The following is a 19,758-nucleotide window of genomic DNA, read 5'->3' on the forward strand; positions in this document are numbered from 1 at the left end:
GCCGCTCGGCCTTTATTCCCCGCCCCGGTCCCAGCGCGCCGCGCGATCGCGATCCCCCGCGCGCTCCTCGACCCACGCGACGCGCCCGTCGGCAAACGTCTCGCGTTTCCACAGCATTACGTCGGTTTTCAGCCGGTCGATCAGATATTCGCACGCCGCCAGCGCCTCTGCGCGGTGACGGCTGCTTGCGAGCACGAGCACGATTGTCTCGCCCGGCGCCATCGCGCCGACGCGGTGGATCAGGGTCAGCGCCCCCAGCTTCCAGCGGTCGACCGCCGCGTGCGCCAGGCCCGCAAGCCCGGCCTCGGTCATCACCGGATGGTGCTCCAGAAACAATTCGGTCAGGTCGTCGTCGCCGCGCACGCGTCCGATGAAACTCGCGCTCGCGCCATGTCCGCCGGCATCGTGCAGGTCGAACTCGGTGCCGATCTCGATCGGCGTCGTCTGGACGAAAACGCGGATCATCCGCCCGTCACGGGCGGAAACAGCGCGACGTCGCGCGCGCGCGCCAGCGGTGCATCGGGGCCCATCATCACCCCGTCGATCGCGGCGCGAATGCGGTGCGGTTCGGCAAAGGCCGCGGCGCCCCGTTCGTCGCGCGCCGCGAGCCAGCCGAGCAGCCCTGCAACGTCGGCGATCGCGGGCGGCAGTTCGACCGTCTCGGCGGCGACGCCCATTCGCTCGCGGACCCAGGCGAAATAGGACAGGTCGAGCCTCATCAGTCCATATGCTTCAGGCCGACGCGCAGATAGTCCCAGCCGGTCACCAGCGTCAGTACCGCCGCCCCCCATAGCGAAACCAGCCCGACGGCCTTGATCCACGCCATCGCGGGCAAGGCCCCCGCAAAGATGAGCGCGCCAAAGGCGACGAGCTGAAACGCCGTCTTCCACTTGGCCAGCTGCGTCACCGGCATCGACACCTGCAAGGTCGCGAGGAATTCGCGCAGTCCCGACACGATGATTTCGCGCAGCAGGATTACCAGCGCCGCAATGACGTGCCAGCCGTCGATGTCGCGCGTGAAGACGAGCAGCAGGATCACCGCCGCGATCATGATCTTGTCGGCAATGGGGTCGAGGAAGATGCCCAGCCGCGACACGGTGCCGCGCGCGCGTGCAACATAGCCGTCAAAATAATCGGTAATGCCCATCAGGCAGTAAAGGCCGAAGGCCAGCGCATAATCGATCGGCTTGGGCTGGGGCGAACCTTCCGTCACGCCCGGCCACAACAGGAACAGCAGGATGGGAACCGCCAGGATTCGCGACAGCGTCAATATGTTCGGAAGGCTCAGCATGATCCCCGTCGACATGGCTGGTCAAAATGATCTTTGACCAGCGCCGCCCTAGCCGATAAGCCCCCCGGGCGACAAGCTGTTGCCCGCGAAATGCGTGCGAACCGACGATGCTGAAAAGAATGGACCACGCATGACCGGCTCCTTTGCGCTATTGAAGCAACGCCGGTTCCTCCCCCTTTTCGTCACCCAGCTGCTCGGCGCGTTCAACGACAATCTGTTCAAGAATGCGATGGTGCTGTTCGTCGTTTATGGCGTGTTCAACAGCGAGGAACAGGAAACGCTGTTCAGCGCGGTCGCGACCGGCGTTTTCATCCTGCCTTTCTTCCTCCTGTCGGCGCTCGCGGGACAGCTTGCCGACACGCGCGACAAGGCGCGAATCATCCGCATCGTCAAATTCTGCGAAATCCTCATCATGCTCGTCGGTGGTGCGGGCCTGGTCCTCGCCTGGCTCGGTTATGCGGTGCATCTGATCGCCATCCCGCTGATGATGCTCGCGCTGTTCGCGATGGGGGTCCACTCGACCTTCTTCGGCCCGATCAAATATGCGATCCTGCCGCAGCATCTGGAAAGCGACGAGGTGCTCGCAGGCACCGGGCTGGTCGAGGCAGGCACCTATATCGCGATCCTCGCCGGGACGATCCTTGCCGGGGTGATCGACGTCGAATGGGCCGCGCTCGGCGTCGTGCTCGTCGCCGCGATCGGTTATTGGACCGGGCGAAAAGTGCCCCCCGCGCCGCCCGAACATGCCGAAACGGGCATCGACTGGCATATCATCCGATCGTCGATCACGCTGGTCAGCGCGACGCTGCATATTCCGCGCCTTTTCCTCGCAATCCTGTCGATCAGCTTTTTCTGGACGATCGGCGCGGTGCTGTTCATCCAGTTCCCGCCGCTGGTGAAGAATATCCTTCATGCCGACAAAAGCGTCGCCAGCCTGTTTCTCGCCATCTTCTCGATCGGCATCGCGATCGGCTCGGTTGCGGTCAACCGCCTGCTGAAGGGTCAGGTTTCGGCGCGCTACAGCCCCGCCAGCGTGATCGTCATGGGGCTGTTCGTCGTCGCCTTCTATTGGGTATGCCGCAGCTGGGAGCATGATCCGTCGGGGGCGATGTATGGCATCGGCGGCTTTCTGAACCACGCCGACGTCATCCCGTTGCTCGCCGCGCTGCTCGGCATCGCGATCAGTGGCGGCATGTTCGTCGTCCCGCTCTATGCCTTTCTCACCACCACGGTGCCCAAGGATCAGACCGCGCGCACGGTCGCGGCGAACAATATCGTCAATTCGGGCGCGATGGTCGTCGGCTCGCTACTCGCCATGGGCCTCGGCCTCGCGGGCGTCGGAGTGGTCGATCAGCTGTTGATGAGCGCCGCGATGTGCCTCGTTTCGGCCTGGCTCGCGGTCAAATTGCACCGCGCCTGCGACTAGGGGCTAGCCCAGCATATCGGGCGAGGCGATCGCGCCCGCGATTGCGCTGGCCGCGGCAAGCGCCGGGCTCATCAGATGCGTCCGCCCGCCCTGCCCCTGCCGGTTTTCGAAATTGCGGTTCGACGTCGCGGCACAGCGTTCGCCGGGCGACAAGCGGTCGGCGTTCATACCCACGCACATCGAACAGCCCGGCTCGCGCCAGTCGAACCCGGCATCGCGGAGCGTCGCGGCGATGCCCTCGGCCTCCGCCTGCCGCTTGACCAGTCCCGATCCGGGGACCACCATCGCGCGGACGTGCGGCGCGATGCGGCGACCGCGCACGACGGCAGCGACCGCGCGGAGATCCTCGATCCGGCTGTTCGTGCAGCTGCCGATGAACACGCGGTCGAGCCGCTGTCCGGCGATCGGGCTGCCCGGCGTCAAATCCATATAGGCGAGCGCGCGGGTGGCCGCGGCGCGCGCGTCGGGATCGCCGAGCGCCGCCGGGTCGGGGATGCGCCCGTCGATCGGCACAACCTGCGACGGGTTGGTGCCCCAGCTGACCATCGGCCGGACGTCGCACGCATTGATCCGCATCTCGCGATCGAACATGGCGTCATTGTCGCTGGCGAGCGCCTTCCAGCGCGCAACCGCCGCGTCCCACGCTGCACCATCGGGCACCGCCGGACGGCCGTTCAGATAGGCAAAGGTCGTGGCGTCGGGCGCGATCAACCCCGCGCGCGCGCCCATTTCGATGCTGAGATTGCAGAGCGTCATGCGCCCCTCCATCGACAGCGCGCGCACCGCCGTGCCCGCATATTCGATGACATGCCCGCCCGCTCCATCGACGCCGATCGTTCCGAGCAGGTGAAGCGCCAGATCCTTGGCCTGGACATGCGGCGCCAGCGCCCCGTCGACGGTTACGCGCATGTTGCGCGCGCGGCGCTGGCGGATCGTCTGCGTCGCGAGCACATGCTCGACCTCCGACGTCCCGATGCCGAACGCGAGCGCGCCGAACGCGCCATGGGTCGAGGTGTGGCTGTCGCCGCAAACGATCGTCATGCCCGGCTGCGATCGCCCCTGTTCGGGGCCGACGACATGGACGATGCCGCCGCGCGGATCGCCCATCGGGAGATTTTCGATGCCGAAGCGGCGCGTGTTCGCGACCAGCGCCTCGAGCTGCGCGCGCGCCTCGGCGTCGGCGACGCCCGCCGGGCCAAGCGCCTGCCCCGCGGTGGGCACATTATGATCGGACAGCGCGAGCGCGCGTTCGGGGCGCCGCACCGGCCGTCCCGCCGCTGCAAGCCCCGCAAAGGCCTGCGGCGAGGTCACCTCGTGCAGCAGGTGCAGGTCGATATAGAGCAGCGTCTCGCCATCATCCTCCGCGACGGCGTGCGCATCCCATATCTTGTCGTACAGCGTGCGGGGCTGGTTCATCGGGCGCGTCAGATCCGCCCCAGCGTCTCGCGCCGCGGACCCAGATAGCCGAAGAGATAGGCCGCAACCTTGCGCATCTGAATCTCCTCGGCGCCTTCGGTGATGCGATAGCGGCGGTGGTGGCGATAGATATGCTCAAAGGGCTTGTGCCGCGAATAGCCGATGCCGCCGTGAACCTGCATCGCCCGGTCGGCGGCTTCGCAGACGAGGCGGTTCGCCCAATAATTGCACATGCTGACCTTGTCCGACAGCGTGCGCTCGATCTCCTTGTGCGGGGTGTTGTCCATGTCCCACGCGGTCTTGCGGATCAGCAGGCGCAGCATTTCGGCCTGTGTCGCCAACTCGACCAGCGGGAACTGGATCGCCTGATTCTTCGCCAGCGCTTCGCCAAAGGGTTTGCGCTCCCTTGCGTAGCGGACACTTTCCTCGATGCAGTAAACCGCCGCGCCCAGCGAACTCGCCGCCTGACGAATACGGTTCTGGTGGACGAAGCTCTGCGCAATCGACAGACCGCCGCCCTCGGGCCCCAGCCGCGCGCTGTCGGGCACCCACACATCGGTGAAGCTGACGCGCGGATGGTCGGTCGGCATGTTGAAGGTCCAGAGATATTCCTCGATTTTGAGCCCCGGCGACGGATTGGGGACGAGCAGGCATGTTATACCTTTCGCGTCGCCGTCATTCCCGCTCGTCCGGCAAAAGGTCGCGCAATGCGTCGCGACGTGCATCCCCGTCGTCCACATCTTCGCGCCATTGATGCGCCAGCCGTCGACGCCGTCGCGGGTTTCGCGCACCGCGCGCGTTTCCATATGCGTCGCGTCGCTGCCATGGTCGGGCTCGGTCAGGCCAAAGGCGGTGCGGCGCTTGCCTTCGAACCCGCCGAGGATGAATTCCGCCTTCTGTTCCTCGCTCGTCGCGAACTGTTCGAACATTTCGACGAAGGGGAAATTGCCGACGATACTGTGCTCGTTCTGCAAATCATTGTGCAGGCCCAGTCCCTTGGCGGCGAAATGTTCGCGGATCACCGCCATCCACAAATTGCTGCCATCCTTGCCGCCATATTTCTTCGGCGCGGAAAAGCGCCAGTGCCCCGCGGCGTCGGCCTTGCGCGTCGCGGCGCGCAGCAGTTCTTCCCACTCGTGGCGCGGCAGACCCTGATTGTCCCAGTCGGTGCGGCTGTGCTCGCGGCGATGGTCGAAAAAGCGGATATTGTCGTCCGCCATCTCCAGCGGCTTGATCTCGGTCGCGATGAAAGCGTCGAGTTCGTCCAGATAGGCCTGCAAATCGGCCGGAACCGCAAAATCCATCGTCTCTCTCCTGATCGTTACTTGTTTTCCCAACTCCGTTTGCCCTGAGCTTGTCGAAGGGCCGTTCTTTCTTTGCAGCGTCGAAAGAAAGAACGGTGCTTCGACAAGCTCAGCACGAACGGAAAAAGGGGACCCTGATTGCCTAATCGCCCCATTCTTCCTTCGCGCGGGACATTGCGGCATATTTCGGGCTGTCGACCGCGCATTTGTCGAGCACCGCGCGGCGAAGCTTTGCGAGCAAGCCGGGGCGCGCGAGCGTCGCGGCGCCCGACAGCAATTCATCCGCCAGCGCCTTGTCCTCGGCGCGCGTTCCGGCATCGAGGTCGCGCAGCACGATACCGAGCGCGTTCATCGCAACCACCGCCTCGAACTTGGCATGACCTGCCGCGTGCGGCTTGATCGCGCCTTCGATCCAGTCGCGCACCGCCTGCACCATCTCCCGGTTCGTCGGCTCGCCCGTCGGAGCAGGCGCGGCGGGCTGCGATGGTGGAAGCGGATGGGCGCGCTCGGCTTCGGGCGCCTCCGCCTCCAGCAGGCGGATCAGGTCCAGTTCCTGTTCGGCGGTGCGCCGCCCGACGACGACGCGCTCGACCGTGCGGTCGGCGCCGCTGCGCCAGGCCTCGCCCATCTGAAGGCAGCCCAGCGCCCACCAGAGCGTGCGATAGACCAGCCAGAAACGAAACCGGTCGCGATCGACGGGGCGGCCGCCCGCCGCTTCATAAGCGGCAAAATAATCGTCGACACTGCCAAGCCCGAACGCCGGCTTGTCGAGTCGGCCGAACCGCCACACCGTCATGCAACCAAAGGCCAGATCCTCGTGCGCGTCGCCGAGATGCGCGAGCTCCCAGTCGAGCACGGTCGCCAGACCATCGGCGTCGACCATGATATTGCCCATGCGATAGTCGCCATGGACGAGCACGGGATCGGCGGCCGCGGGAAGATGATCCTCGCACCATTTGATCGCGAGCGCGATCACCGGGCGGTCGCCGCCATAGTCAAGGAAGCGCGCTTTCAGCGTCGCCAGCGCCTCGCGCGTGTCCATATGCGGGATTGCCGGCGGGATTGTCGCCAGCGGCAGCGCGTGGATATGCGCCAGTTCGCGCCCCAGGTCGGCAAGGAGCGACGGCGGCGGATCGGCAAGGATTGCCGCGGGCGCCACCTCCGCCATCACGCGGCGCATGACATAGCCGGTACCAAGGCCGTCGGCATCGCCCAGCACGCCGACGACTTCGGGTGCCATCACCCCGCCCGTCCGCGCCGCGATCACCAGCGCGGCCTCATCGGCATGGCCAAAGGGGCGATCGGCCATATAGGCCGCCGACGGCGCGCGCCGCAGCACATAGGGTGCGGTGCGCCCGCCGCATCCCCATTCGAAAGCCCAGCTTTCCATATTCGCGCCGCCCGACAGGCGCGAAAGCGCGGAAAGGTCCCCCTCCCCTGCGAATCGCCGCATCGCCGCCGCCAGTTTTTCCGGAAAATCATTCATGCCCGCATCCCCCGCCGCGTGCGTTCAGACCATTCCGAAAATTCGCGCATTTGCAATCCCCGCGGGTCCAACCTGTCGCTTCCGACGGGCAGGATCCATTACTTAGTATTCTAATTATATAGAATGAACCGCGCGCGGGCAAGGGCTGCAAAGGTGGCGCGGTCTCGTCAGGGCGGAGGCTCGGCCACGGCTTCCTCTCGCGCCCCCGCCGCGGCGCCGATCGACGAGACCATGATGAGGCCGATCGCCAGCCATTGTGCTCCCGACAGCAATTCGCCGAGCAAAACCACGCCAATCAGCGCGCCGACCGCGGGTTCGGCGCTCAGCAACGTGCCGAACGTGCTGGGTGACAGGCGGCGCAGCGCGACCATCTCGAAACCATAGGGTATGGCGCTCGACACGAGGCCAACCGCGAGGCCCAGCGCCAATATCTCGGGCCGAAGCAGTGCCGCGCCCGCCTGGACGATCCCCACCGGGGCGGCCAGAACCGCCGCAACGACGGTGCCTGCCGCGGCCGCGGCGGGTCCATGCTCCACCCCCGCACGCTTGCCAAGCAGGATATAGGCTGCCCAGCAAACCCCCGCGAGCAGCGCCAGCGCCACCCCGCGCCAATCGAGCGCGGCGGCACTGTCGCGTAGCGGTAGCAGAAGGAGAAGCCCGGCCGCCGCAATCGCGATCCAGATGAGGTCGCTACGCCGGCGCGACGTAAACACCGCCACCCCCAAGGGTCCGATGAACTCGATCGCGATCGCGATGCCCAGCGGGATATAGGCGAGCGCGTGATAGAAGCTGAGGTTCATGACACCCAGCACGGCGCCATAGACAAGGATCGATCGCCAGCCACCGCGAAGGTCGAGCCGCCATGGTCGCAGCACGATCGACAGGAGCAGCGCACCGAAAACAAGGCGCAGCGCGGTCGCACCCGCGGGTCCGACGAGCGGAAACAGATTCTTGGCAAGCGCCGCCCCGCCTGTGACCGACACCAGGCCGATGAACAGGGCTCCTATCGCGAGCAGGTCGATACGGCCGGACGATGGGGGGTTAGCCGGGGAAATAGTCATCGATACTCGCTGTCATTGCAGGGCGCCTCGTTAAGCGGTCCGACATCGCGTGGGAAGCCGCCTGTTTGTCACAAAATGTCGATGCCGCGCCGCGAACGGGAATTTTCGGTTGCAGCCGAGGGTCTTGCCGGGCCAAGCTGTGGCCCCATGGCCCGCAAACGCATCGTTACCATCTCGCCCGAAATCACCTGCTTCATCGGTCGCGGATCGTGTGATCTGGCGGCGCTTCCGGCCGATCCGCTGATCCTGGGCTTCGGCGACATCGGTGAGCCCGCCGTCAGCGTGATGACGCCAAGGGCGCTCGACATCGAAGCGCATGACGACCTCGTCATCCTGGCGATCAACCGTGCGGCGTGCCGGCGACTTTTCGGCCTCGTCCCGAAGGCAAGCGGCCGCTGGTATCTGCCCGCCGATCTGCGCGGCGTCGGACGCGCTGTTGTGGCGGTCGAAGGCGACGGCGAGTCCGCCACGCTGTTACGGATTGCGCGCAGCCTGGAACTGCTTTGCCAGCTGTTTTCGGCGCTCAAGGCCGGACGCATGGTCGAGGCGCACGGAACCACCACGCTCAGCGAACGCGAGATTGCGCTGGTCGCCGCGGCGCACGAACTGGTGCTCGAAGGATGGCAGGACAAGCTGACAGTCGACGGCATCGCGCGCCGCTTCGGGCTGGGCAAGGCCAAGCTGACGCGGGGGTTTCGCGAACTTTATCAATGTACCGTCGCCGAAGCCGTCAGCGAACGCCGCCTCGAAAATGCGCGGCAATTGCTGGCGCAGAGCGACCTGCCGGTCGCCGTCATCGGCTATCGCAGCGGCTATACCAGCAACGCCAGTTTCACCCGCGCCTTTGCGCGACGATTCGGAATGGCACCGACCGAGCTGCGGCGCCGCGCGAATGACCGACACGGCACCGCATAAATGATCCGCGCACGCTCACGCGTCCAGCAAGACAGGCCTGTCGCCCGGACACGCCGCCCCAGGCGCGAACAGGGGGGCATCCCGCAGGCGCTGGTACACGGGCTCAAAGTCGGTTTCGGCGGTCACCTCGAGCAGATGATCGAAGCTCTCGATGACGAAATAGGAGCGTTGAAATTCGTCGAACAGATAGTCGGTCTGCATCACCCGTTCGAGATCGAAGGCGATCCTGCGCACATCCGGCGCCGTGACCGCATGAACGGCCTCGCTGATGCTCGATAGCAGCCCGGCACCGAAAGCACGCAAAGTGCCATGCTCCTGAATCAACCCGAACTCGACGGTATGCAGATAGAGCCGGCCCAGCGCATCGATCGCCCGGCACCGCTCGGCCTTCACGCCCGCTTTGCCATAGGCGACAAGAAACTCCGCAAAAATCGGATCGGTCAGCATGGGCAGATGCCCGAACAGGTCGTGAAACATGTCCGGCTCTTCCGAGTAATCCAGCGACTCCCCCGATCGCAGGAAATTCGCGGCGGGAAAGCGGCGCTCCGACAGGTGCGCGAAAAAGGCATCGTTCGGGATCACGCCGGGAACCGCCACCACGTGCCACCCCGTCGCGCGCGCGAGACGCGGGTTAAGTTCGTCAAAATCGGGAATCCCGGGCTTTGACAGTCGCAAAATATCCAGTCCGGTGAGGAAAGCATCGCAGGCCAGGCCGTCCAGCGCTTGCGACTGTCGCTCCACGAGCAGGTCCCAGGTGCGGTGTTCGGCATCAGTGAACTGGGCCCAGTCCTGCGGCATCGTCCAGTCGGCGGCCACACCTTCAGGGGGCCTTTCGTAAACATGCGACGCCGCCATCATCAACTCCTTCCCGGTCGGCGCAACCATAGGGCGGGTAGCGCAAAACATTGTCCCGAAGGCGGCGAAAAATAGCAGGAACTTCAGCACAATGTGCTATGGCGTGGACGCTATAAGGATGATGTTCCGGAAAAATCGGCAAAACTCGCCGAATGACCTGATTTACGGCGGCGCCGGAGAGGACGCGATGGACAGGATCGACTGGAAGATATTGGGCGAACTGGAAAGCGACGGCCGCATGTCCTTCGCCGACCTCAGCGACCGCGTGGGCCTGTCCAAATCGCCCTGCTGGTCGCGCGTGCGCGAACTGGAAAATGACGGAGTGATTCAGGGGTTCGAGGCGCGCATCAATCCCGCCGCACTGGGCCTCGTCGTGCAATGTTATGTCGCCGTCCGGATCAGCTTCGAGGCGCACGAGGCTTTCGAGGCGGCGGCAATTGCCCATCCCGCGATCATCGAATGCCATACGACCGCTGGCGACAGCGACTATTTGTTGCGCGTCTTCGCCCGGTCGGTCGAGCATATCGACGAATTGTTGCGGCACGACCTGTCGAAGCTTCCGGGCGTGCATCGGCTTTCGACCACCGTCTGCCTGAAAACGATCAAGGCGCGCGCGTCGCTTACGCAATGGGCGGCGGCGCCCGCCCAAGGATCGCAATGATGGGGATCGCAGGCGGCGGCGAGATCGCGGCGATCCTCTCGTCCTGCATCGAATGGGGAGCCGAATGACGATCCGCAAATACACCGAGGATGGTGTCGAGACGTTCGAGGCCCAGATCGACGGCGAAACGATCCAGTGGGACAAGGGGCTGTCCTATGCCCGGCACCTGCAAACCGAACGGCTGCTCTCGTCCCAGATTCCGGTTTCCGACAAGCCGGACGAAATGCTCTTCATCATCATGCACCAGACGATGGAGCTGTGGTTGAAGCTGCTCCTGCACGAAGCGCATCTGGTATTGGATGCGCTAAAAAGCGACGACCTCGACCATGCGGTGAAGACGCTCGACCGGATCGCGACGATCCAGCGCCACATGATCCACAGCTGGGAAGTGCTGGCGACGCTGACGCCGCACGATTTCCTCACCTTTCGCGGGTTTTTGCGCAAGGCTTCGGGGTTTCAGTCGCATCAATATCGTGAGCTCGAATTCCTGCTGGGTAACAAGCGGGAAGACCTGCTGCTCGTCCACGCCGACGAACCGGCGGTCCATGCAAGGCTGCTCGCGGCGCTCAACGCACCATCGCTTTATGACGAGATGCTGCGGCTGCTCGCACGCCGCGGCTTCGCCATTCCCGCCTCGCATCTCGATCGCGACTGGAGCCGCCCTTACGTTCCGGCCGACGCAGTCGAGGATGCCTGGCTTACGATCTATTCCGATGTCGAGGCGCACTGGGATCTCTACACGCTCGCCGAAAAGGTCACGGGGCTGGAATATTATTTCCAGGAGTGGCGCTTCAAGCACATGAAGACGGTCGCGCGGGTTATCGGACAGAAGATGGGAACGGGGGGCTCCTCGGGCGTCAACTATCTCGTCAAAGCGCTGAACCTCAGCTTTTTCCCTGAACTCTGGTCGATGCGGACCCGCATGGCCGCGGCCAAAGAGGGTCCAACCTACGCCAACGCTCCAGCGGGATCGGTCCTGTGAGGATCTGGGACATATCGCAAATCCTGCGCCCCGGTATGCCGCTCTGGCCCGGCGAGCCGCCGGTCGTCGTGCGCCGCGTTGCCGAAATCGACGACAAATGCCCGGTGAACATCGGCGCGATGGAGACGCCGCTGCACGCGGGAACGCATGCGGACGCGCCGTTTCATTATCATGCCGCGGGCGAATCGAGCGCCGAAAGCGCGCTCGCCCCCTATGTCGGTCCCTGTATTCTGGTCGACGTACGCCACGCGCGCGGCCGGGTGGAGAGCGGCGACATCGAGTGGGAAGCCCTATCCGGGTTCGAACGCATCCTGTTTCGCACTTACGATCGCTTTCCAACCGACCGTTGGGATCCCGATTTCACCGCGATCGCGCCCGACGTGATCGCGCGCCTGCGCAGCAATGGCGTGCGCCTCGTCGGCACGGACGCACCGTCGCTCGATCCTCAGGAATCGAAGACCATGGATGCCCATCACGAGATCCTCGCGGGCGACATGCGCATATTGGAGGGTCTCGTGCTCGATGGGGTGCCGGGTGGCCCCTATGAGCTGATTGCCCTGCCGCTTAAGATTGCCGGAGCCGACGCGAGCCCCGTGCGTGCCATTTTGCGGGAGTTGCTTTGATGATCCAGGAATTGGCGGACATCGCGGCGCTGGATGCGCAGGATCCGTTGCGCGGCTTTCGCGACGCGTTCCAGCTTCGCGAAGGGCTGATCTATGTCGACGGCAATTCGCTGGGGGCGGCGCCCCGCGCCACCGCCGAGCGGCTTGCCAGAACGGTGACGCAGGAATGGGCGGACGGGCTCATCACCTCCTGGCTGGGCGCCGAATGGTCGACCGCGCCGCAGCGTATCGGCGACAAGATCGCGTCGATCATCGGCGCCGATCCGGACGAAGTGATCGCGGCGGATTCGACATCGGTCAATATTTTCAAAGCGCTAACCGCCGCCCTGTCGTTGCGGCCGGAACGCGGCGTGATCCTGTCGGAGAGCGGCAATTTCCCGACCGACGTTTATATGATGCAGGGGATCGAGGCGTTCAGCGGTGGCCGCGTGCGCGCGCTGACCGTCGATCCGGAGACGGTCGTCGACCGGCTCGACGACGACGTCGCGGTGCTGCTGCTCACGCAGGTCCACTACAAATCTGGCCTCATCCGCGACATGGCGGAGGTAACGCGCCGCGCCCATGCAAAGAATGTGCTGGTCGTCTGGGATCTCAGCCACAGCGCCGGCGCGATCGAGGTCGACCTGAATGGCGCAAACGCCGATTTTGCCGTGGGCTGCGGCTATAAATATCTGAATGGCGGCCCGGGAGCGCCGGCTTTCCTGTTCGCGGCGCGCCGCCATCATCAGGCGCGCCCGGTCCTGTCGGGCTGGTTCGGCCATGCCAGTCCCTTCACCTTCGAAGAGGATTACCGGCCCGCGGAAGGGATAACCCGCTTCCTGTGCGGCACGCCGCCCGTTCTGGGACTCGCCGCGCTCGAGTGCGGGGTCGACCTGTTGAACCAGGCCGACATAGGGGACGTCCGCCGCAAGTCGATCGGACTGAGCAAGCTTTTCATCGAACGCATGGAGGCCCGCTGCGGCGAATTCGGCTTTCGACTTGCAAGTCCGCTCGATCCCACGCTCCGCGGCAGCCAGGTCTCCTATAGCCATCCCAATGGCTACGAGATCGTCCAGGCACTCAAGGCGCGCGAGGTCATCGGCGACTTTCGCGCGCCCGACGTCCTCCGGTTCGGCTTTACCCCGCTGTATCTTCGATACGCCGATGTTGTCGAAGCGGTCGAACGGCTGCGCGAGATCTGCCTGACGCGCGCCTGGGACAGGCCGGAATATCGCGTGCGCGCGGTCGTAACCTGAAAGGACCGGATATGATCGACCTGCGCCGATCGAAGGTCGCCGCCGTTCAGGACCGCGCCGGTCTTTCTCGAAACCGCCGCCACCGTCGACAGGCGTGGGCGCTGATCGGCTAACGCTTCTGGAACCCGGCCTGGCAGGGGCAGCAGGACTCGAACCCGCGACCCTCGGTTTTGGAGACCGATGCTCTACCAACTGAGCTATACCCCTAGGCCGGAGTGCGCCCCTAGCCCGATTGGCGTGGCGGGGCAAGGGGGATGACGGCTTGCGCGTACGGGCGGGGCTGATATGCGCTTGAGAGCTCATGAAAGCCGCCCGTCCCCTCGTCTCAGCCGATGGCCCGCCGCAGCATTATCTCGGCGGTATCGCGCTTCGGTTGCTGGCGATGGTCAGCCTTTCCTTCATGTTCGTGCTCGTCAAATATATCGATGCCGCGGGCGTCCATATCGTCGAAAGCCTGTTCTGGCGGCAGGCGCTCGTCCTGCCCGTCCTGCTGGCCTGGGTGATGGCAACGAGCGGACTTACGTCGCTCAGGACGCGGCGCATCGGCGCGCACGCGCGGCGTATGGTCATGGGGCTTGGTGGCATGGCGTGCAATTTCGGCGCGATGATCCTGCTGCCGATGGCCGAGGCGACGACGATCAGCCTGTCGGTGCCGATCTTTGCCGTGATCTTTGCCGCCCTGCTGCTCGGCGAAGTCACGGGGTGGCAAAGGTGGAGCGCGGTGATTGTCGGCTTCGTCGGCGTGCTACTCGTGCTCGATCCGCTGGCAAGTTTTGCCGGCGGGTTCAGCGGCGAGCATGGCACGGGCACGCTCGTCGCGCTGACGGGCGCTATCATGACCGCACTCATCACTATTGCGGTGCGCGACCTTGGCCGCACCGAAAATGCCGCGACGATCGTTTTCTGGTTCAGTTTTTTATCGTTAATCCCGCTCGGCATCGCTCTGCCCTTCGTCATCACGCCGCACGACACGCGCGAATGGCTGTTGCTCGCCGGGCTCGGCTTCCTCGGCACGGTCGTGCAGATGTCGCTGACGGGGGCTCTGCGGCTGGCGCCCGTGTCGGTCGTGATCCCGATGGACTATTCCAGCCTGCTATGGTCGATCGCCGCGGGCTGGTGGTTCTTTGGCACCTTGCCCGCTGACACGACGTGGATCGGCGCGCCGCTGATCGTCGCGTCGGGGCTCTTCATTGCCTGGCGCGAGCATCGGCGCCATATCGACCGGCCGAAGGAGGTTGCCGCATGACGCGTCCTGTCCTTTATCACTGTCCCGACGCTCGTTCGCTCCGCTGCCTGTGGGCGGCCGAGGAAGCCGGGATCGATGTCGATCTTCGCTTGCTCAAATTTCCGCCGCGCGCGTTCGAGCCCGATTACCGCGCGGTGAACCCGCTGATGACCATCCCCGGCTGGATCGAGGACGGCCGATTGATGACCGAATCGGCCGCAATCTGCGAACGCATTGCCGAGGGAACGCCGCTGGAGGTGCGACGCCACGAGGCGGATTATTGGGATTATCGCAACTGGCTGCACCGCAGCGACGCGACGCTGACCTTCCCGCTCGCAATCATGATCCGCTACACGCGCGTCGAGCCCGCGGAGCGGCGACTGCCCCAGGCTGTTGAGGATTATAAAGCCTTCTTCGGCGGCCGAGCCAAGAGCATCGAGGCGGCGCTGTCCGACGGGCGCGAATGGCTCGTCGCGGGACGCTTCACCATTGCCGACATCGCGACCGGCTACGCCGCCTTTCTTGCGACGACGCTGGGTGCCGACGATGTGCTGGGCGATGCGACAAAGGCGTGGCTGGCCCGATGCATGGCGCGCGACGGATTCCGCCGCGCCCGCGATCGACAGGCTGCCGTAGCAAACGGAACCTGATGCAACGAAAAGCGCTTCCGCCCACGGCAAGGGCCGGATCGACGAATCCGCTATCGGTCGTTAGCCGCCATACTCGCGCGCCAATCGCAACACCGCCTCCGCCAACTCCATGCGGCAGATCAGCAGGTCGGGAAGATAGGTGTCGCTATTGTTATAGCGCAGCGGCGATCCATCGGCGCGGCTCACGTGCAGCCCGGCCGCCGCGGCCACCGCGGCAGGCGCGCAATTGTCCCATTCATATTGGCCGCCGGTGTGCAGATAAATGTCAGCCTCGCCGCGCACGACCGCCATTGCCTTCGCTCCCGCCGACCCCATCGGAACCAGCTCGGCGCCCAGATTTTCGGCAACGAACACCGCTTCCGCGGCGGGGCGCGTGCGGCTGACCAGCATCTTTGGCGGGTCGTTCGGCGGTGCCAGCGGCGGCGGTGATCCCGAGGTAAGCGTCACGCCCAGCCCCGGCAGCGCCACCGCACCGACCGCGGCAATGCCGTCGATCGCCAGCGCGACATGCACCGCCCAATCGCTCCGCCCCTCGCCATATTCGCGCGTGCCGTCGAGCGGATCGACGATCCACACGCGCGACCGGGCGCAGCGTGCGACATTGTCTTTCTCCTCTTCGGAAAGGAGCGCGTCGTCCGGCCGTGCCGCGCGAATTTCGCGGCATAGCATCGCATTCGCGGCCTCGTCGCCCGCCTGCCCCAGCGCCTTGCCTTCGAACTCGCCGCGCGCGCGCAGATCGAGCAGGATTGCTCCTGCCGCTGCCGCGAGCCGTTGCGCCAGCTGTTCGTCGCTTTCCATCATGGTCACCCTAGCAGCCGATCGACGATCAGGTCCGCCGCGGCTTCGGGCGACATTGCCGTCGTGTCGATACGAATTTCGGGATTTTCGGGCGCCTCATAGGGGCTGTCGATCCCGGTAAAATTTTTGAGCTGGCCGCTGCGCGCCTTTTTATAAAGGCCTTTGACGTCGCGGCGCTCGGCTTCCTCCAGCGGCGTGTCGATAAACACCTCGACAAACTCGCCCTCGGGCAGCATCGCGCGCACCATCTCGCGCTCGGCGCGGAATGGCGAAATGAAGGCGGTGATGACGATCAGTCCGGCGTCGGTCATCAACTTCGCGACCTCGCCGACGCGGCGGATATTTTCGATCCGGTCGGCCTCGGTAAACCCCAGATCCTTGTTCAGCCCGTGGCGCACATTGTCGCCGTCGAGCAGGAAGCTGTGCCGGTTCATCCGGTGCAGCTTTTTCTCGACCAGGTTCGCGATCGTCGACTTGCCCGATCCCGACAGGCCGGTGAACCACAAAAGCGCAGGGCGCTGGTTTTTCAGGTTGGCGCGCATATCGCGGTCGATGTCGCTCGCCTGCCAATGGACATTCTGCGCGCGGCGCAGGCTGAAATGCAGCATCCCCGCCGCAACCGTCGCGTTGGTCAGCTTGTCGATCAGGATGAACCCGCCGAGCGTATGATTATCGGCATAGGCTTCGAAAACGATTGGCTTGTCGGTCGAGATTTCGACGACGCCGATCCCGTTCAGTTCCAGCGTCTTGGCCGCCAGATGGTCAAGCGTGTTGACGTTGATCTCATATTTCGGCGCCTGCACCGTCGCCGACACGCTCTGCGTCGCGAGCTTCAGCCAATAGGCGCGGCCGGGGATCATCGCCTCATCAGCCATCCAGACCAAGGTCGCCTCGAACCGGTCGGCTGCCTCGGGCGGATTGTCCGCCGCGGCGATCACGTCGCCGCGCGAGCAATCGATTTCGTCCGAAAGTGTCAGCGTCACCGACTGTCCCGCGACGGCCTCGGGCAAGTCGCCGTCGAGCGTGACGATGCGCTCCACCGTCGTCGTTTTGCCGCTCGGCAACACGCGAACCGCGTCACCCGGCTTGACCGAACCGCCCGCAATCTGCCCGGAAAAGCCCCTGAAATCGAGATTAGGACGATTAACCCATTGAACAGGAAAGCGAAAATCCGAATTTACATCACGCTGCGCGCCAACTTCGACACCTTCCAGATGCTCGATCAGCGCCGGTCCCTTATACCAGGGCATATTCGCCGACAGCGCCGTGATATTGTCGCCCTTGAACCCCGAGATCGGGATCGCGGTAAAGTCGGTAATGCCGATCTCACTCGCAAAGGCGCGGTAGGAGAGCAGGATGCGCTCGAACACCGTCTTGTCGTAACCGACGAGGTCCATCTTGTTCACCGCGAGCACAATATGCTTGATGCCGATCAGGTGCGCGAGAAAGCTGTGCCGCCGCGTCTGCGTCAGCACGCCCTTGCGCGCGTCGATCAGGATGACGGCCAGGTCGGCGGTCGAGGCGCCGGTGACCATGTTGCGCGTGTACTGCTCATGTCCCGGCGTGTCGGCGACGATAAACTTGCGCTTCTCGGTCGTGAAAAAGCGATAGGCAACGTCGATCGTGATCCCCTGCTCGCGCTCGGCGGCGAGTCCGTCGACGAGCAGCGCAAAGTCGATCTCCTGCCCCTGCGTGCCAACGCGCTTGCTGTCCGCTTCGAGCGCGGCAAGCTGATCCTCGAAGATCATCTTACTGTCATAAAGCAGCCGTCCGATCAGCGTCGACTTGCCATCGTCGACGCTGCCGCAGGTGATGAAACGCAAGAGCGACTTCTTCTCATGCCCCGAGAGATAGGCGTCGATGTCCTCGGCGATCAGCGCGTCGGTGACGTAAACAGGATCGGCCATCAGAAGTACCCCTCCTGCTTCTTCTTCTCCATCGATGCGTCGCCGCCATCCTTGTCGATGATGCGACCCTGCCGTTCGCTCGTCGTCGTCAGCAGCATTTCCTGAATGACTTCGGACAGCGTTGCCGCCTCGCTCTCCACCGCACCGGTAAGCGGATAGCAGCCGAGCGTGCGGAAACGCACCGAGCGGAGGACCGGCGCCTCACCCGGCAGCAGCGGGAAGCGATCGTCATCGACCATCAACAGCAACCCGTCGCGCTCGACCGTAGGTCGCGGCGCGGCGAAATACAGCGGAACGATCGGGATATTTTCGCGCGCGATATATTGCCAGATGTCCAGCTCGGTCCAGTTCGAGATCGGGAAGACGCGGATGCTTTCGCCCTTCGCCTTGCGGGCGTTGTAAAGGTTCCACAGCTCGGGCCGCTGCTTCTTGGGATCCCAGCCATGGCTCGCAGTGCGGAACGAGAAAATCCGCTCCTTCGCCCGGCTCTTTTCCTCGTCGCGGCGCGCGCCGCCGAAAGCGACGTCGAAGCCGTGGAGGTCGAGCGCCTGTTTCAGTCCCTCGGTCTTCCACATGTCGGTGTGCAGCGGGCCGTGGTCGAACGGATTGATCCCGCGCTCCTTGGCCTCGGGGTTCTGATAGACAATGAGCTCCATGCCGCTTTCCGCGGCCATCCGGTCGCGCAATTCGTACATCGCCTTGAATTTCCATGTCGTATCGACATGGAGCAACGGGAACGGCGGCGGCGAGGGATAGAAGGCCTTGCGCGCGAGATGCAGCATCACCGCGCTGTCCTTGCCCACGCTGTACAGCATGACGGGCTTGGCCGCATCGGCCATCACTTCGCGCATGATATGAATGCTCTCGGCCTCGAGCCGGTCGAGGTGGGTCAGCGTATCGGTCATTCCCTGCCCTTGCCGCCCCTCTATAATGCGATCAAGCTGTAAGGCCTTTTGACGATGCAAGCCAGACTTGTGAAGTGGGTCATATGGCAGCGTCGACCTTTGCGTGCCGCCACTCGGCTGCAATCGCGCCAATCGTTTCACGCGCATGGGCAAGCCGCGGTGTGATTTCTGGCAACGACGCCCAGGCGGGATCGGCGATCAGGCCTAGCTCACGGCGAAAGTCGTACCCCGCGACCTTCAGCGGCACGATCCCGTCAATCGCCAGCGATACCGGCGCGGTGGTGATGCCGATGCCCGCAGCAACCATCCTGAGGCAGCGATCATCGCTTTCGCTGCGTAGCGCGAAACGCGGGCGCACGCCATGGCGCGTGAAAAAACGGCTCGTCGCGACCAGAAATTCGCACGAGCGGCGTGCGATCATCGTCTCGGCCGCCAGTTCATCGGGCGTGACCTCGATCCGGCCGACAAGCGGATGATCGGCGGCAACGAACATCGTCAGCGGCTCGTCATAGAGCGGCGTGACATGATCGCCGCGCTCACCGGGACGCAGGCCCGCGATCGCCATGTGGATGCGCGCGCTTCCCAGCGCGGCGCGAAGCTCGGCATCGCTGCTTTCGACGATCTCGATCGCAAAGCTCGGGCGCAGCGCGGCGACGATCGCCTGCAACAGCTCGCCGGGCATCGACCGGATGACGCCCAGCTTCAGCTCGGCCGCCTGCCGGTCGCCGGTGCGGCCGAAATCGTCCGCCGCGCGAAATCCGCGGTCGAGATCGCGCGCGATCGGCAGAAAACGCCCGCCCGCCTCGGTCAGGCGAATCTGGCGGCGGTTGCGCAGGAACAGCGGCGTGCCGACCAGCCTTTCCAGCTCGGCGATCCCTGCCGACAGCGCCGGCTGGGTGACGCGGATGCGCAAAGCCGCCTGCGTGAAGCTGCCCGCATCGACGACGGCGAGGAACTGCCGGATATGCGCGCGTTTAATCATAGATTTTACTTATGCTAAACCGCGAGTGCTTTCAAT

Annotated in this window: 20 protein-coding genes and 1 tRNA gene; 8 read left to right on the plus strand and 13 right to left on the minus strand. The window is 64.6% G+C overall.

Going from position 1 to position 19,758, the window contains the following annotated elements; genetic code table 11:
- Positions 1-12 precede the first annotated feature (12 nt).
- The 3 genes from VSX77_RS00630 to pgsA are packed head-to-tail and all read right to left on the minus strand — an operon-like array spanning position 13 to position 1,291.
- Entirely contained in the window at positions 13-465 is a 453-nt protein-coding gene (locus VSX77_RS00630) for a molybdenum cofactor biosynthesis protein MoaE (protein WP_338425749.1), read from the minus strand.
- The gene (locus VSX77_RS00635) at positions 462-719 is read right to left on the minus strand and encodes a MoaD/ThiS family protein (protein ID WP_338425750.1); all 258 of its coding nucleotides are present in this window, start codon (positions 717-719) and stop codon (positions 462-464) included. The genes VSX77_RS00630 and VSX77_RS00635 overlap by 4 nt, the downstream gene beginning before the upstream one ends.
- On the minus strand, positions 719-1,291 hold the full coding sequence (gene pgsA / locus VSX77_RS00640; protein WP_338425751.1) for a CDP-diacylglycerol--glycerol-3-phosphate 3-phosphatidyltransferase: 573 nt from the start codon (positions 1,289-1,291) through the stop codon (positions 719-721). The genes VSX77_RS00635 and pgsA overlap by 1 nt, the downstream gene beginning before the upstream one ends.
- Positions 1,292-1,421: 130 nt before the next feature.
- Here pgsA and VSX77_RS00645 point away from each other — a divergent pair, with 130 nt between their 5' ends.
- Positions 1,422-2,717 carry an MFS transporter gene (locus VSX77_RS00645; protein WP_338425752.1) on the plus strand — a complete coding sequence of 432 codons (1,296 nt, stop codon included), beginning with the start codon at positions 1,422-1,424 and terminating at the stop codon, positions 2,715-2,717.
- A 3-nt stretch (positions 2,718-2,720) separates the two neighbouring features.
- On the opposite strand, the gene leuC is transcribed toward VSX77_RS00645, so the two are convergent.
- The 4 genes from leuC to VSX77_RS00665 all read right to left on the minus strand — a co-directional run bounded on the left by leuC (position 2,721) and on the right by VSX77_RS00665 (position 7,984).
- Positions 2,721-4,133, minus strand: coding sequence for a 3-isopropylmalate dehydratase large subunit (gene leuC / locus VSX77_RS00650; protein ID WP_338425753.1), 1,413 nt, complete (start codon positions 4,131-4,133; stop codon positions 2,721-2,723).
- 8 nt (positions 4,134-4,141) lie between these two features.
- Positions 4,142-5,437, minus strand: coding sequence for an acyl-CoA dehydrogenase family protein (locus tag VSX77_RS00655; protein ID WP_338425754.1), 1,296 nt, complete (start codon positions 5,435-5,437; stop codon positions 4,142-4,144).
- A 142-nt stretch (positions 5,438-5,579) separates the two neighbouring features.
- Positions 5,580-6,923, minus strand: a complete 1,344-nt coding sequence (locus tag VSX77_RS00660) for a phosphotransferase family protein (RefSeq protein ID WP_338425755.1) — start codon at positions 6,921-6,923, stop codon at positions 5,580-5,582.
- A gap of 167 nt (positions 6,924-7,090) precedes the next feature.
- Positions 7,091-7,984, minus strand: coding sequence for an EamA family transporter (locus VSX77_RS00665; RefSeq protein ID WP_338425756.1), 894 nt, complete (start codon positions 7,982-7,984; stop codon positions 7,091-7,093).
- 147 nt (positions 7,985-8,131) lie between these two features.
- Here VSX77_RS00665 and VSX77_RS00670 point away from each other — a divergent pair, with 147 nt between their 5' ends.
- Positions 8,132-8,899, plus strand: coding sequence for a helix-turn-helix transcriptional regulator (locus VSX77_RS00670; protein ID WP_338425757.1), 768 nt, complete (start codon positions 8,132-8,134; stop codon positions 8,897-8,899).
- A 15-nt stretch (positions 8,900-8,914) separates the two neighbouring features.
- On the opposite strand, the gene phhA is transcribed toward VSX77_RS00670, so the two are convergent.
- Positions 8,915-9,754 (minus strand): phenylalanine 4-monooxygenase, encoded by an 840-nt coding sequence (gene phhA, locus VSX77_RS00675; RefSeq protein WP_338425758.1) that lies wholly within the window; start codon positions 9,752-9,754, stop codon positions 8,915-8,917.
- Positions 9,755-9,875: 121 nt separating this feature from the next.
- On the opposite strand from phhA, the gene VSX77_RS00680 reads away from it, so the two are divergent.
- The 4 genes from VSX77_RS00680 to kynU all read left to right on the plus strand — a co-directional run bounded on the left by VSX77_RS00680 (position 9,876) and on the right by kynU (position 13,255).
- Positions 9,876-10,415: an Lrp/AsnC family transcriptional regulator gene (locus VSX77_RS00680; RefSeq protein ID WP_338425759.1), complete on the plus strand. Its 540-nt coding sequence runs from the start codon at positions 9,876-9,878 to the stop codon at positions 10,413-10,415.
- A 64-nt stretch (positions 10,416-10,479) separates the two neighbouring features.
- On the plus strand, positions 10,480-11,397 hold the full coding sequence (locus VSX77_RS00685) for a tryptophan 2,3-dioxygenase (protein ID WP_338425760.1): 918 nt from the start codon (positions 10,480-10,482) through the stop codon (positions 11,395-11,397).
- Positions 11,394-12,020, plus strand: a complete 627-nt coding sequence (gene kynB / locus VSX77_RS00690) for an arylformamidase (RefSeq protein ID WP_338425761.1) — start codon at positions 11,394-11,396, stop codon at positions 12,018-12,020. The genes VSX77_RS00685 and kynB overlap by 4 nt, the downstream gene beginning before the upstream one ends.
- A complete protein-coding gene (gene kynU, locus VSX77_RS00695) occupies positions 12,020-13,255 on the plus strand; it encodes a kynureninase (protein ID WP_338425762.1) in 1,236 nt (411 codons plus the stop codon). Before kynB ends, kynU begins: the two co-directional genes overlap by 1 nt.
- Positions 13,256-13,386: 131 nt before the next feature.
- On the opposite strand, the gene VSX77_RS00700 is transcribed toward kynU, so the two are convergent.
- Positions 13,387-13,462, minus strand: a tRNA-Trp gene (locus tag VSX77_RS00700).
- Between the two features lie 94 nt (positions 13,463-13,556).
- Here VSX77_RS00700 and VSX77_RS00705 point away from each other — a divergent pair.
- Together VSX77_RS00705 and VSX77_RS00710 are read left to right on the plus strand one after the other, a co-directional pair.
- Positions 13,557-14,501 carry a DMT family transporter gene (locus VSX77_RS00705; RefSeq protein WP_338425763.1) on the plus strand — a complete coding sequence of 315 codons (945 nt, stop codon included), beginning with the start codon at positions 13,557-13,559 and terminating at the stop codon, positions 14,499-14,501.
- On the plus strand, positions 14,498-15,130 hold the full coding sequence (locus VSX77_RS00710; protein WP_338425764.1) for a glutathione S-transferase family protein: 633 nt from the start codon (positions 14,498-14,500) through the stop codon (positions 15,128-15,130). The genes VSX77_RS00705 and VSX77_RS00710 overlap by 4 nt, the downstream gene beginning before the upstream one ends.
- 60 nt (positions 15,131-15,190) lie before the next feature.
- On the opposite strand, the gene VSX77_RS00715 is transcribed toward VSX77_RS00710, so the two are convergent.
- From VSX77_RS00715 to VSX77_RS00730, 4 genes are read right to left on the minus strand one after another with little or no spacing between them, the layout of a single operon-like run.
- A complete protein-coding gene (locus tag VSX77_RS00715; protein WP_338427179.1) occupies positions 15,191-15,931 on the minus strand; it encodes a 3'(2'),5'-bisphosphate nucleotidase CysQ in 741 nt (246 codons plus the stop codon).
- A gap of 2 nt (positions 15,932-15,933) precedes the next feature.
- Entirely contained in the window at positions 15,934-17,835 is a 1,902-nt protein-coding gene (gene cysN / locus VSX77_RS00720; protein ID WP_338425765.1) for a sulfate adenylyltransferase subunit CysN, read from the minus strand.
- A complete protein-coding gene (gene cysD, locus VSX77_RS00725) occupies positions 17,835-18,887 on the minus strand; it encodes a sulfate adenylyltransferase subunit CysD (protein WP_422397257.1) in 1,053 nt (350 codons plus the stop codon). Before cysD ends, cysN begins: the two co-directional genes overlap by 1 nt.
- A complete protein-coding gene (locus tag VSX77_RS00730; protein WP_338425767.1) occupies positions 18,820-19,722 on the minus strand; it encodes a LysR family transcriptional regulator in 903 nt (300 codons plus the stop codon). The genes cysD and VSX77_RS00730 overlap by 68 nt, the downstream gene beginning before the upstream one ends.
- Between the last annotated feature and the right edge of the window lie 36 nt (positions 19,723-19,758).

The sequence above is a fragment of the Sphingopyxis sp. TUF1 genome (assembly GCF_036687315.1).
Classification (GTDB): Bacteria; Pseudomonadota; Alphaproteobacteria; order Sphingomonadales; family Sphingomonadaceae; genus Sphingopyxis; species Sphingopyxis kveilinensis.

Excerpts from the sequence above, each read along its gene's own strand:
- phhA (WP_338425758.1), bottom strand. The coding sequence starts at position 9,754 with ATGGCGGCGTCGCATGTTTACGAAAGGCCCCCTGAAGGTGTGGCCGCC.
- pgsA (WP_338425751.1), bottom strand. The coding sequence starts at position 1,291 with ATGCTGAGCCTTCCGAACATATTGACGCTGTCGCGAATCCTGGCGGTT.
- VSX77_RS00655 (WP_338425754.1), bottom strand. The coding sequence starts at position 5,437 with ATGGATTTTGCGGTTCCGGCCGATTTGCAGGCCTATCTGGACGAACTC.
- cysN (WP_338425765.1), bottom strand. The coding sequence starts at position 17,835 with ATGGCCGATCCTGTTTACGTCACCGACGCGCTGATCGCCGAGGACATC.
- VSX77_RS00710 (WP_338425764.1), top strand. The coding sequence starts at position 14,498 with ATGACGCGTCCTGTCCTTTATCACTGTCCCGACGCTCGTTCGCTCCGC.
- VSX77_RS00680 (WP_338425759.1), top strand. The coding sequence starts at position 9,876 with ATGTTCCGGAAAAATCGGCAAAACTCGCCGAATGACCTGATTTACGGC.
- VSX77_RS00630 (WP_338425749.1), bottom strand. The coding sequence starts at position 465 with ATGATCCGCGTTTTCGTCCAGACGACGCCGATCGAGATCGGCACCGAG.
- VSX77_RS00635 (WP_338425750.1), bottom strand. The coding sequence starts at position 719 with ATGAGGCTCGACCTGTCCTATTTCGCCTGGGTCCGCGAGCGAATGGGC.
- VSX77_RS00730 (WP_338425767.1), bottom strand. The coding sequence starts at position 19,722 with ATGATTAAACGCGCGCATATCCGGCAGTTCCTCGCCGTCGTCGATGCG.
- VSX77_RS00715 (WP_338427179.1), bottom strand. The coding sequence starts at position 15,931 with ATGATGGAAAGCGACGAACAGCTGGCGCAACGGCTCGCGGCAGCGGCA.
- VSX77_RS00660 (WP_338425755.1), bottom strand. The coding sequence starts at position 6,923 with ATGAATGATTTTCCGGAAAAACTGGCGGCGGCGATGCGGCGATTCGCA.
- VSX77_RS00685 (WP_338425760.1), top strand. The coding sequence starts at position 10,480 with ATGACGATCCGCAAATACACCGAGGATGGTGTCGAGACGTTCGAGGCC.
- VSX77_RS00665 (WP_338425756.1), bottom strand. The coding sequence starts at position 7,984 with ATGACTATTTCCCCGGCTAACCCCCCATCGTCCGGCCGTATCGACCTG.
- kynU (WP_338425762.1), top strand. The coding sequence starts at position 12,020 with ATGATCCAGGAATTGGCGGACATCGCGGCGCTGGATGCGCAGGATCCG.
- VSX77_RS00670 (WP_338425757.1), top strand. The coding sequence starts at position 8,132 with ATGGCCCGCAAACGCATCGTTACCATCTCGCCCGAAATCACCTGCTTC.
- cysD (WP_422397257.1), bottom strand. The coding sequence starts at position 18,887 with ATGCGCGTGAAACGATTGGCGCGATTGCAGCCGAGTGGCGGCACGCAA.
- VSX77_RS00705 (WP_338425763.1), top strand. The coding sequence starts at position 13,557 with ATGAAAGCCGCCCGTCCCCTCGTCTCAGCCGATGGCCCGCCGCAGCAT.
- leuC (WP_338425753.1), bottom strand. The coding sequence starts at position 4,133 with ATGAACCAGCCCCGCACGCTGTACGACAAGATATGGGATGCGCACGCC.
- VSX77_RS00645 (WP_338425752.1), top strand. The coding sequence starts at position 1,422 with ATGACCGGCTCCTTTGCGCTATTGAAGCAACGCCGGTTCCTCCCCCTT.